This window comes from Vibrio makurazakiensis (assembly GCF_050337375.1).
Classification (GTDB): domain Bacteria; phylum Pseudomonadota; class Gammaproteobacteria; order Enterobacterales; family Vibrionaceae; genus Vibrio; species Vibrio makurazakiensis.
Genome location: NZ_JAKJSW010000141.1, coordinates 1 through 11,519, shown reverse-complemented (window position 1 = coordinate 11,519; position 11,519 = coordinate 1). Strand labels below are relative to the sequence as shown.

At 40.8% G+C, this 11,519-nt stretch carries 9 protein-coding genes and 1 pseudogene; 5 read left to right on the top strand and 5 right to left on the bottom strand.

The features are described 5' to 3' along the window. Both L4C33_RS15020 and L4C33_RS15015 read right to left on the bottom strand, forming a co-directional pair. Positions 1-870: CHASE4 domain-containing protein (locus tag L4C33_RS15020; protein ID WP_428813231.1), on the bottom strand; the 870-nt coding region annotated here is incomplete at its 3' end. Further along, positions 867-4,778: an ATP-binding protein gene (locus tag L4C33_RS15015; protein ID WP_428813230.1), complete on the bottom strand. Its 3,912-nt coding sequence runs from the start codon at positions 4,776-4,778 to the stop codon at positions 867-869. The genes L4C33_RS15020 and L4C33_RS15015, both read right to left, overlap by 4 nt. 240 nt (positions 4,779-5,018) lie before the next feature. On the opposite strand from L4C33_RS15015, the gene L4C33_RS15010 reads away from it, so the two are divergent. The 3 genes from L4C33_RS15010 (at position 5,019) to L4C33_RS15000 (ending at position 8,676) form a co-directional block, all read left to right on the top strand. Next, positions 5,019-6,695, top strand: a complete 1,677-nt coding sequence (locus L4C33_RS15010) for a response regulator (RefSeq protein WP_428813229.1) — start codon at positions 5,019-5,021, stop codon at positions 6,693-6,695. Positions 6,696-6,697: 2 nt separating this feature from the next. Beyond that, positions 6,698-7,909, top strand: coding sequence for an EAL domain-containing response regulator (locus L4C33_RS15005; RefSeq protein WP_428813228.1), 1,212 nt, complete (start codon positions 6,698-6,700; stop codon positions 7,907-7,909). A gap of 95 nt (positions 7,910-8,004) precedes the next feature. After that, a complete protein-coding gene (locus tag L4C33_RS15000; RefSeq protein ID WP_428813227.1) occupies positions 8,005-8,676 on the top strand; it encodes a Crp/Fnr family transcriptional regulator in 672 nt (223 codons plus the stop codon). Between the two features lie 43 nt (positions 8,677-8,719). Here L4C33_RS15000 and L4C33_RS14995 read toward each other — a convergent pair whose 3' ends face one another. Next, positions 8,720-9,100 (bottom strand): nitrous oxide-stimulated promoter family protein, encoded by a 381-nt coding sequence (locus L4C33_RS14995; RefSeq protein ID WP_428813226.1) that lies wholly within the window; start codon positions 9,098-9,100, stop codon positions 8,720-8,722. Continuing rightward, a complete protein-coding gene (locus tag L4C33_RS14990; RefSeq protein WP_428813225.1) occupies positions 9,076-9,618 on the bottom strand; it encodes a GNAT family N-acetyltransferase in 543 nt (180 codons plus the stop codon). Before L4C33_RS14990 ends, L4C33_RS14995 begins: the two co-directional genes overlap by 25 nt. 97 nt (positions 9,619-9,715) lie before the next feature. Here L4C33_RS14990 and L4C33_RS14985 point away from each other — a divergent pair, with 97 nt between their 5' ends. After that, a complete protein-coding gene (locus L4C33_RS14985; RefSeq protein ID WP_428813232.1) occupies positions 9,716-9,916 on the top strand; it encodes a DUF2986 domain-containing protein in 201 nt (66 codons plus the stop codon). 575 nt (positions 9,917-10,491) lie between these two features. Further along, complete coding sequence (locus L4C33_RS14980; RefSeq protein ID WP_428813224.1) at positions 10,492-10,842, top strand: DUF3316 domain-containing protein; 351 nt, start codon at positions 10,492-10,494, stop codon at positions 10,840-10,842. A gap of 182 nt (positions 10,843-11,024) precedes the next feature. Here the strand turns inward: L4C33_RS14980 and L4C33_RS14975 are convergent. Beyond that, positions 11,025-11,519, bottom strand: a pseudogene (locus L4C33_RS14975) (lipoprotein NlpI); the annotation flags it as partial.

The following is an 11,519-nucleotide window of genomic DNA, read 5'->3' as shown; positions in this document are numbered from 1 at the left end:
GTTTAAAAGGACTATCCATACGAATAGCGTGATAAAGAATACAAATATTCCGACTATCCCGATAACAAAATAAGGATTTCCATTAGCTTTGTATTCTGAATCATCAAATTTGATCAAGAAGTTAGCAGGCTGCAGACGACCGTCTGCCATTGTCATTTGGTATACAGCTTCAAAGCCATCTTGCTTATCTATCGTTTCATACAGGTCGATACTGTAGTCCTGATTGTAATCAATCTGAGTTAATCGCATACCTGCTGATGTATAGTGAAAATTAAACTCTTTTCCAAGATGGTTACTGATTTTCTCTAACATCGGATTATCGATTTCTTTCAGTAACGTCACCATACCTACGGGTTTTTGACCTGCTTTGCCGACCACAACTGAACTGGAAAACATAAAGATTCGACCTTCGATAAAGTCGATCCCAATTCCAGGCAGTAAAGAGAATGGCTTTTGAGAAAACGGTTCATGTAACTTGCGTAAATCACTCAAAAACCTTTGTTCAACACTGGTCGCCGAATAGATAATTCTTCCGTCTAGCCCTTGAACAATCAATGTGTCAGCACCGTGGTACTTAACGGTTCGTGAGTTCACGACGCTTTTAATATCATCTAATTGACGACTATATACAGCATCGTAGAGCTCAGGTTCGCGAGCAAGTGTAGTAGAGAACTCTTTTAATKAATAAAACTCTGTTTTTATCAGAGCTACTGCAAGGTCTTTATAATCTTCAATCTGCTTTGTCTTCCAGTGATCTCGTTCAAGTTCAATAGCTGAAAAAATAGCAGCACTCGAAATACAAATGACCAGAAGACAGTTAACGACGACTGAATTTCGTAATGAGGTTTTGATTGAGACTACACTAATCACGATACACGTAACTCTTGACAGTAAACTCCGATTTCACTACCCAATTGAGCGAGTGCCATTACCACAAACTCAATCCTCTGGTGGCTAAACTTCAAATTGTTGTTAGCCGCGTTCTTTTCTATTGATTTCGCTACTGAAGAAATTGGATCATTACCTAAATATAAAGCACTGCCTTTTATTCTATGTGCTGTATCTTTTATTTTTGGCGCATCTTGAAGCATACCAACAGCTTCAAGCTCCTCGATATCAATCAGATAGTTCTTCAAAAATGTTTCGAGGATATCTAAAGCAATTTCTTGATCGTCACCACTCATCTCAAGTACATGTTCTGGTGAGAAGCTCTGCATCTCAGGTAAGTTAAGATGCTCTCCACCTAAAGAAGGTTCTGAATGATCAATGCTTGCTAGTAACTCTGATTCTTGACCTGCATCCAAACCGAATAAATCTAAATCATCAAACATATTAGGTTCATCCGCTTTAAGATGATTATCTTTAGCTGAATCTTCAACGTTAAATAGATCATCAACCGCAGTGTCTACCCCATCAGGGCTTACGGCGTTAAACTCGCTTAAGTGATCGAAATCTGACATGTTCGCTTGGGCTGCAGCTAATTCAAATTGCGCCATTTCCCTTTCAAATAATTCGGCTTCAGATAACCCCTCAAGATCTGTTGGCGTTAATGTAAGCCATTGCTCTTCCGAATCACCGGTTTGATATTCGGTTACTTCTTCGAATTCAACGGTATTTTCAAATTCAGTCACTTTATCCGCAAGGCTGAATTGAATGCTAGGTTCTTGGTCTTGGTCTTGGTCTTGGTCTTGGTCTTGGTCTTGGTCTTGGTCTTGGTCTTGGTCTTGGTCTTGGATTAGCTCTTCCCAGTCCAGCTTTTCATTGTCTATATCTTGCGTACGTTCGAGATCATTAATTTCTGCTACGTGAAGTTCTTCACTGTGTTCCATTAACCAATCTAGCTCATTCGTTAATTCCTGCTGAGCTTCAATAGCTTGCAAACTTTCGACGTCTGATTCCGTAGTCTCATTATTAACAGTGTTTTCTTCCAACCAGTCGGCCAACGCATTCTCGTTACCATCAAAATCAGAATTCGCGGCATGATGAAGGCTTGCTACATTCAGCAACTTTTTCTCGAGAATATCTAACGGGCAAGGTTTTGAAATATAGTCGTCAAAACCCGCAGCGATACAACGTTTAGCGGCACCACTCAGCGCATCAGCCGTAATCGCAATTAACGTCGGCTTATCATTAGAGAATTCGGACACAATCTTAGAAGCCAGCGTGAATCCATCCATTTCTGGCATATGGCAGTCTGATAAAATAACATCGTAACTTTGGTCTGCTTTGTACTTTTCATACGCGATGCGCCCATTTTCAGCGACATCGAAACTCACGCCGAGTCGCTTTAATTGCCCACCAATAACTTTACGGTTTACTTCATTGTCTTCCGCAAATAAAACATTAAGTCTATCAAGTTGATTTACCTGAATAACTTCATTTACAGACGAGTCTTGTTTCGCAGCGCTTTCGCTATCACCCACAGCAACTGGCAAAGTAATGCTGAACAAGCTCCCGTGACCAATTACCGAAGAAACACGGATTGTTCCACCCATTTCATGAACAATCTCACTACAAATACTTAAGCCTAGGCCTGTACCACCAAATCGACGAGTAATGTCACCATCTGCTTGTACAAACGGGTCAAACAGCGAGCCCATTTTGTCTTTAGCAATACCGATACCACTGTCTCGCACTTGAAAACCAATCAAGTCATATGACAAGCCATTTTCTGCTTGTTTATAGTCGGCAGCGACAAGCTGAGCGCTTAATTCAACAAAACCATCTTGCGTAAACTTCACCGAGTTAGAGACTAAGTTATTCAAGACTTGCATCAAGCGGGTTGAATCACACAGGTACGCTTTATTCAGCTGCGCATCCATACGGCTGTTCAAACCTAGCTCTTTCGCCGTTGCCTTGTGTTTAAAGTTCCCGACAACACTGGTCATTAATGAACCTAATTCGCAATGCACTTTCTCCAATGTCAGCTTGCCAGCGTCCATTTTAGAGAAATCCAAAACATCATTAAGCAAAGCCATTAGGTTTCGTGCAGATCCATTCAAGGTTTGCAGAAGATCAGCTTGATCAGCATCTAACTTAGTGAAGGACAATGCTTCTGCCATACCCAGTACACCGTTCATCGGCGTACGGATTTCATGACTCATACGTGCAAGGAAGTCGGATTTAGCGAGTGTCATCTCTTCCGCTTCCTTTTTCGCTTGTTCGGCTTCTTTCAACGCTTTTTCTAGCGTTGCTTGAATCTCTTTTCTTTTCGTCAGTTGATGACGATAGAACATGAAACAAAGCATTAAAAACATCAGCAGCAAGGCACTAGCCGCGATGATTTTTTGGTAAAGCTCTTTTAGTCTTTCTGACTCCTGACTGAAAACGATGTGTTCTTTCCACTTAACTTGGAGGTTTTGTTGAAACTCCTCGCCTAAAGAATAGATACCAACATTCAGTAACATTACCCAATCATCTTCAGTGTTTGGTAACGCAAGTCGAGGCCAAAATTCAGCGTCAATATCATCTGTTTTATGGAGGTTAAGCGTGAATAACCGATGCTTATTCAGCAAATAAGCGCTGTTGAGAAGTTTCCCTACATAAGCATCGGCTCTACCAGCTGCAACGGCTCGCATCGCTTCTTCTGCTGTATCCAAGTAAATGATTGGGTTTACAGGTAACAGCTCAGCAAGAAGTTCATTTTCATAATGGCCTCTTACTAACGCGAGTCGCTTACMTTTCAACTGTGAAAGGTTGTAGTAATCTTCTTCACTGGTTATCGCGAGTTCGGAGCGGTCGATATCTCGCGTGAAATCTAAACTGGCTAGACGCTGGTCGGTTCTGTAAACACCTGGGAAGATATCTACCTCTCGGTTTTTCACAGCATCCATTGCATCTTGAAACGAGTGGTAAGGTTTCGCTTCAAACGTCACACCTAGTTTTTTACTCAAGCTACGCATCACATCAATAATGTAGCCTTCAATGAAGAAATCTTCCGTAATGAAGTAAGGCTCTTCACCGTCGACGATATAAGCGTAACTAACAACAGGTTTTGGAACTAATAATTGAAGTTGCTCTTCCGTTAAATTATCAAGATAACTACCAATCAAAGGCCTAAAACTAGATTGAGTACCTTTACTCGAAGCCTCCCACAACTCGGAAACACGCTGTGTCGAAAATTCACGAATCCCGCGATTGACTGCCAGCATAAGATCTTCATCATTGATTCGGGTCATTGCTCGAACAGCAATCCCCGACCCTGATTGTTCTTCGATAGCAAAATTTTCCAATTGCTTGGAATCTGAAAGCCCTTCTAGGATTGGTCGTTTTGACCAGGAGTAAATGTAATTAAGGCTATCGGCTTTATCTAAAACTTTGAGGCTGTTGTTGGTATGAACTTGAATTTCATTTTTTGAATTGAAATCGACCGGAAGAATTGAAGGTGGGAAATCAAGGCCTACGCCACCACCTTTAATATGTTCACCAATGCGGCGCAATAAAATAGTTTCAGCTTCAACATAAGGTGAGCTGTAGTGAACCCAGTTAATGAGGCTTGGGTTGTATGTTGAGACAGCAAGGATATCAATCTCTTCGTTAATGAGACTTGAATATAAATCCTGATAAGGCGCTAATTTTATAACAATTTTATACCCATACTTTTCACCCCATTCCTTCCAGTAATGTCCCAAAAACTCGCGTAGCTTAGCGACATCATTTTGTTCTCTATGAAAGGAATTCCGAAGGTTCATTTTAGGTATACCAACCACCAGCGTCTCGGCCTGTGTCGATTCTAAAAATTGCTCAGTTTCTATAGAAGTGAAGATTGTTTTTACCACTGGCTCTACTTCTTGTGCCTTTATTTGACTAGCAGAGAGTAACAGACACAACGTTAAAGCTAAGGCACCAAAAGCCCTATAAATAAATTCACTTCTCATTTGCTATTTATAAACTCACCTTTATCAGAATTACATTCAGTATAATTGTTAATTTCTCTATTTTCTGTTCTTTAAGGAACAGACTTCTGTATATAAATTGTAAATAATGGCGACGTTCCAGATTATAGTGAATCCCATACGATGCCATTTAAACATATTGAGAAATCACGACCGGTACTGATTGTTGATGACAGTTCAATGTACCGAACCGCTGCAAAAGGAATGTTGCAAAAGCTCGGTTACCAACCAGACATGCTCCACTTTGCGCAAGATGCTCACGAAGCACTAGCGCGTTGCCGCACGAATGAATATGGGATGATATTTTTCGATTATAATTTAGGGCAGAAAGCGAATGGATATCAGCTTATCGATGAGCTTAAAACTCGAGGTTTACTCGCAGCTGACTGCATCAACATTATTGTAACGGGTGATGCAACTGCCGAAGTAGTTCGTGGGTTTATGGAACTGAACCCAGACGGCTACCTACTTAAACCATTAAACTATTCGACGCTTAAAGAGCGCCTACCTGGCTTCATGCGAAAGAAACAGGTGTTATCTGAACTATTGACTACCTTTGCTAAAGGTAAGTACCAAGAAGCCATCACTATGATAGATGAAACTTTCTATCAAGAAGATGACATCATCTCATTAAGCCAACGCATCAAAGCAGAATCTTTAATCGAGTTAAATCAACTCGATGAAGCGCGAAACGTACTGATCAACCTACAAGGCAGCTCAGAGAATGGCAAAGTCGTTCTTGATCTCGCTCGTATTGCGCTTAAACAACGCCAATACAAACAAGGACATTTTCTTCTCAAGCCATTACAGAAAGACCCTTTCCACGCGGCAGAAGCGGCGAATTTGAGTGCTGAATTACACGTCGCACAAATTGAATTTAGTAATGCTCGTGAAGACATTGACCGAGCGATAGCCATTTCCCCTAAGGTTATCCCTCGTCACAAGCTGAAAACGTTTTTAAATATGGCGCTGTTTGATTTGTCGAACTCAATCATCAGTGCGAAGACGATGATCCTCGAATCAAGACACTCATTTCGTGAAGAACTCAGCATGTACCAACTTGGTGCGCAACTTGTGCTAGACCAGGCTCAGTTCTCGCCACGAGAAAAACGTATGGCAAACCTTTCAACTCTCGGTAAATGGGCTGAAAACTGGCGTTCAAAATTCCCGCGAGCTCAATATAAGACAGTTGAACTACTGATATTCGCTCGTGGCAATATCTTGAAAAGCGACATCATGAAAGGTCGAGCGCTTTTAAACGAATACCTTAGCCATATTGATTCGCTTGAAAACCATGAAGCGTCCCTTTTGGAAAGTATTGAGCTGTCTCGCGTCTATCTCTTACTTGGTAAGCAAGGAGAGTTTCAACGCCTCAGCGAATTGATCAATATGGAGCTCACCAAAGCACCTTTCACTACTGAAGATAAAGCCATGCTCGCCTACCTTTCTCAGTGGCGTAGTAAAGTACAAAGAATGCGCGAAAGCTCAATGAAGTTAAAGCAAGATGCTTTACAACTCATCGAGCAAAAGAACTTTGAGAAAGCATCCACATTGCTTGCACGTGCAATGGACACTCAATACACAGATGCTGACATTCCAAAGTTGTTACTTGGGGTTTTAACCCGAGCTTGGCCGCATAACTGGAGCAAGCGTGATGTCCTGCATTTAGCGATCCGATGTAAAGATCAAATGCATGACAACCCTTTCCTATTGAGTAAAGAGTTTGCAGCACAAAGCAAAATTCTAGCTTCTCAACTCGATTACAAAGACCTAATGGTTCGCCCTAAAGAAGTATCGTAGATATGGATATTGAAAACATACTGATTATTGAAGACGACGCTTTTCAATGTAAGATCTTACATTCGATGCTGTCTTCAATGTCTAATGCGCAAATCGTTACTGCGACTAATGGTAAAGAAGGGTTATTAGCACTCGAAAAACAACGACCTGACGTGATTTTTTGCGACCTTTACATGCCAGAAATGGATGGCGTAGAGTTCGCTCGAATTTTAGCTTCCAAAAGTATTCAGGTGACACTGGTGTTTACCAGCAGTACTGCCATCGATGTACAAAGTGCAGTAGTTGAAATGTCTAAGTCTTACGGCTTAGAGAATGTGACGAACCTAGTTAAGCCATTAAATAGAAATCAAGTTTCGGGATTACTTAGCTCTCTAATTCAAAGTAAATCAGCAGCATGTAAGACTGCACAAAAGCATTTCGACGTTTCGGAAAAAGAGATCCGAAATGCGCTTTGTCACGATGAGTTCGAACCTTTTTTTCAGGCTCACTTTGATGCTCGTAATGGCAAACTTATAGGAGCAGAAGCGCTTATTCGTTGGAACCATAAGCAGCACGGAACACTTACGCCAAACCACTTCCTAGAAAAGCTACTCTTTATGGGGTTAAGTTATCAACTCACCTGCCAGGTTTTACGAAAGTCCGTAGAAACGGCGGCGAATTGGCACAGTAGTGGATTACCTCTTAATATATCGGTAAATGTTACTCCGTCAGATTTAGGCAAACCTGATTTTGCCGACCGTGTATTACAAATCATCGACGAAGTACGTTTTCCTCCACACAAGCTTACATTAGAAGTAACAGAGACCGAACTTGCCAGTGATTTGGCTCGTTCACTCGAAAACACTAGCAGGCTTCGTATGCGCGGCGTGCAGATATCTATTGATGATTTTGGCACTGGCCACTCTTCTCTTACTCAGCTTATTTCAAGCCCATTTACCGAGCTAAAAATCGATCAATTTTTTGTCGGGCAAATGTTGATAAACAACAAACATCTTTCAGCAATCCGCTGCGTCATCGCGTTAGCAAAAAGTCTTGAATTAAGGGTGGTTGCAGAAGGCGTCGAAACCAAAGATCAAGCGCGCCAGCTTGCTCTATTGGGCTGTGATGTTTTACAAGGGTTCTATTTGGCAAGACCTAAAAACAACAATGACTTCATCGCGCTGTGTAAGAAGCACTTCATCAAGTCTCCAAAGTGTGAATTGAGTGCGTCTTAACTGATTAATAGCCCATCATTTGGGCTCTTAGCATGCTGTAACTACGAAAGAGTTCAAGCTACACTTAGCTTCCTTAAAATCAGAAGAGATTTATAGTGAAGAACTTGCCTTTCGACATTCAATGGCCTTGTGAGATCAGTGACGAACTTAAGCAAAAGTTACTGGACACTGCGATAGTATTAAATGCTCTGCCAGATCGTACACACAACAAAGTCGGTGGTGTTTTTTATATCGCTCAAGGCATGCTATCGGTTAGCTTTTCTTCTGAAAACACCAACACTATGAATGCCAATTTGATCGGTAAAAACTCTTGGATGGGCGCTAGCATGATGTCTTCAGATATCTCCCACAGCGCGGTGGTGGATGAGTTACTTCCTCTTAGCCTTGTTTATTTCCCAAAAGACAAAATAGATAAGCTCGCACAGTCCGATTTCGAAGTGTATAAATGGCTTTATTTCAGCAGTTTAGAAACTCAAAAAGATTGGCTTCAAGCTCAGATCTGCTCGTTATATGATAAGCAATCAAGAGTCATATTTTCGCTATTAGAAATATCCCGTCACCTACCCTCGGTTCAGGGAAGCATAATAAAAATCGACATCTCGCAACGCCAACTGAGTCAGATCAGCGGTATTTCTCGCCCGCGTTTAAATGAAGTACTGAAGTATTTGGAGCAACAAGGTGAGATTGGCTTAGAGCGTGGCAGTATTCACTTGCTTGAGCCCGACTCTTTGAACCTACGCCTTAAGAGCATCAAAGATCATTCATAGCCTGATTGAACAACATGGTTAAGCTTGCGACGAATCTATCCCGCTATTTACTCGTCCTCTGATGGCGATTAGACGCGTGTTTAATTGGCTTTTCGGGAATGGCTCGCCTTTCATGGATCAGGTGACGAATCGCTAAAATGGGATGTTTAGGGAGCATACGCGGCCCTGCATATCTCATTACTAAACGCATCTGCTCTTTTGGCTCAGGTTTATAGCAATAAATTGGGCACTTGTTGCAAGTCGGCTTTGCTTGCCCATATGGACAACGATCTAATTTAGTCTCGGCGTATTCCAATAACTCACGACAATCGTTACACAGTTCCTTCGTTCCATGATGATCTGCGCAATAGATATGGACCATTGCTATCACCGTTTTATACTCGGTCGCAAGTTCTCCGATTAGAATGTCATTGTGTTTAAACATGAGTCACTTCCTATATCCAAACCATACAGATTCAAATTAACGTTATCTGATAAAGCCTCTTCTACTCTCTGGAATCTAAAGCCCAACTTTTCGAGTAGTGCGATACTGCGAATGTTATCAGAAGTCGTAATTGCAACTAAATGATCGATATCAGGGTTATGTCTCGCTTGCTCTAAAATCGCCATTGACGCTTCAAAAGCGTATCCCTTGCCATATTCCGAAGGCAAAAAACCATAGCCAATATCGTGAGACTCTAAGGTATCTCTTTTTATAAGCCCACATACACCAATCGGCACGGATGAATCTAACTTTTCAACGATCAATAAGCACACACCCTTCTCTTTATGCATTTTCAGAAAGTTATCTTCTATGTAGAGAGCAGCTTTCTCTGATGAGGTTATATCCTTATTTCCGATATAACGATGGAAGTCTTCACTGGCATACAGAGCTTGTATAAATACCGCATCCGATTGTTCAACCATTCTTAAGCGTAAGCGCGTTGTTTCGACTTCCTTCATATTGATATTTTCCTTATTGAGTACCACTCAAACATTGAGTTCTACAGCTAAAATGATTATCCTCCACGACCTTAATCATTTACAAGGCTATGCAGCAATGAACCGTAAGAAAAAAATTAATGATATTCTAAAAAAGAAGCAAAAAAAGGCGAACTCTAAGCTGCATAAAAGTAACAAGCCTCGCTATATTTCTAAAGCTGACCGCGTAAAAATGGAAGCTGAAGAAGCTCAAAGCGCAGGCCAAACTGTAGAATCTAACACTGATGCTGAAAGTACTGTTGAAAGCAAAGAAGCATAGTTCTCTCCATCGCTAAAGCTTTTATTAAGGTGCCAACTGAATAAATCAGTTGGCATTTTTATTTCCTCAGACAAGTTGGAAAACATCGCACTCCCTATTACCTGTTTTAGACTTATTTTGTACGTCAAAAACCCTACATACCCCAAGTCTGTATCAGGCAGCTTTCCTATTTACTTCCAAATACCCATCGTTATTTTTGGCCCCGAAATGAGTATCGATATAACGTACGTCAAGACGTATTCACATTTAATTCGCGCCAAGTATTTAATAACTAATGAATAATTTCTAGTCTCGAAAAAATTTCATAAAATCATATAATTTTTCCTGCTAGTTTAGATATTCTTCATATGCAAATCGAAACTCTCAAATCTTGATTTGCGTCTATTTAATGCTAGTTTTATAGAGTAGTTACAAGGCGCATGTGCGTCATATATCACATTAAGTTGATGCTTATTTTGACTAACAGAATAGTTAGATAAGGAAAAATCAGTAATAGAACGTTCATCAAATGATGGCAAGTTCGTAGATTAAACTCATCGTCATCTTGAACGGTATATATCGTGTAAGGAAGTACTATGAAGAAATTAATAGCTATAGCGTGTGGTTTACTCGTTGCGTTTAGCGTTACCGCAGCTTCTCGTAATACCATACACAGCAACTCTACTATGGTCACAGAATCTTTCAGCTCTAAACAAGATGCTATGGATGCGGGCTTTAATATGTATGAATCACTTGAGACAGCAAGTGACAGTGAGTTGCGATGGAAACTCAATAAAACGAACAGTGATGTAGTTAGCGGAAGTATGACATTGGATAATGCTCGAGTGAAAATCGAGGAGAATATCGTGTCACGTGACAACATCGAATACAGAGCAATTGTCGATGTCGATTATCACTACACATCGATTGAAAAAGGCAGCGACTAGTCAGAAGCAAGGTAATGGAAAAATAGAGTAATTGACCATTTAACTTTGGCTGGTTGACCCTGCTGGAACATGAGTTACATTGATATCAAAAGGTGAACGACTTGCCTATACGCGAGTTATTCACCTTTTAGTTATGAGGGGGATAAACAGTTAATCTATATCTCTGTTGCTGACCAATTTAACTAGTTACGTACATTAACAAAGTTTTGCCCGGTTGCCTGCGCTTGGCGAGCAGCTTTATACTCTTTAAAGATTCTATCCAATTCGATAAAAGAGTAACTGTGTTCAACATAATCAAATACATTTAAAGAAATCGCGAGTTTGTAGACGCAAAGGGCTCTTTTAACGTTACCTTCAGCTTCATATCGTTTACCTAAGTAAAAATACGCTTCAGTTAAACGCTCAGCCATCATTCTATTATTTTGTGTACTTTCCATTATAACTTGAACGGCAGACTCTTCGTTGATTTCCCCGAGCGTAATCCCAACTAATACCCATCCCCATTCATCGTTATGATTTTTGCTTCTTGTCTTTAGGTTTTCTAACGCCGCCTTTTCATCAATCTCACTTTCTATAAGCGACAACCAAAGTACTCGAAATGGGTCTTGTGGATCTTGCTCGTAGTGAGCTGTCATATCTTCTAACGCTAATTCAGTACGACCGCCGTAATATAGAGC

Excerpts from the sequence above, each read along its gene's own strand:
- L4C33_RS15010 (WP_428813229.1), top strand. The coding sequence starts at position 5,019 with ATGCCATTTAAACATATTGAGAAATCACGACCGGTACTGATTGTTGAT.
- L4C33_RS15005 (WP_428813228.1), top strand. The coding sequence starts at position 6,698 with ATGGATATTGAAAACATACTGATTATTGAAGACGACGCTTTTCAATGT.
- L4C33_RS14995 (WP_428813226.1), bottom strand. The coding sequence starts at position 9,100 with ATGTTTAAACACAATGACATTCTAATCGGAGAACTTGCGACCGAGTAT.
- L4C33_RS14990 (WP_428813225.1), bottom strand. The coding sequence starts at position 9,618 with ATGAAGGAAGTCGAAACAACGCGCTTACGCTTAAGAATGGTTGAACAA.
- L4C33_RS14985 (WP_428813232.1), top strand. The coding sequence starts at position 9,716 with ATGAACCGTAAGAAAAAAATTAATGATATTCTAAAAAAGAAGCAAAAA.
- L4C33_RS14980 (WP_428813224.1), top strand. The coding sequence starts at position 10,492 with ATGAAGAAATTAATAGCTATAGCGTGTGGTTTACTCGTTGCGTTTAGC.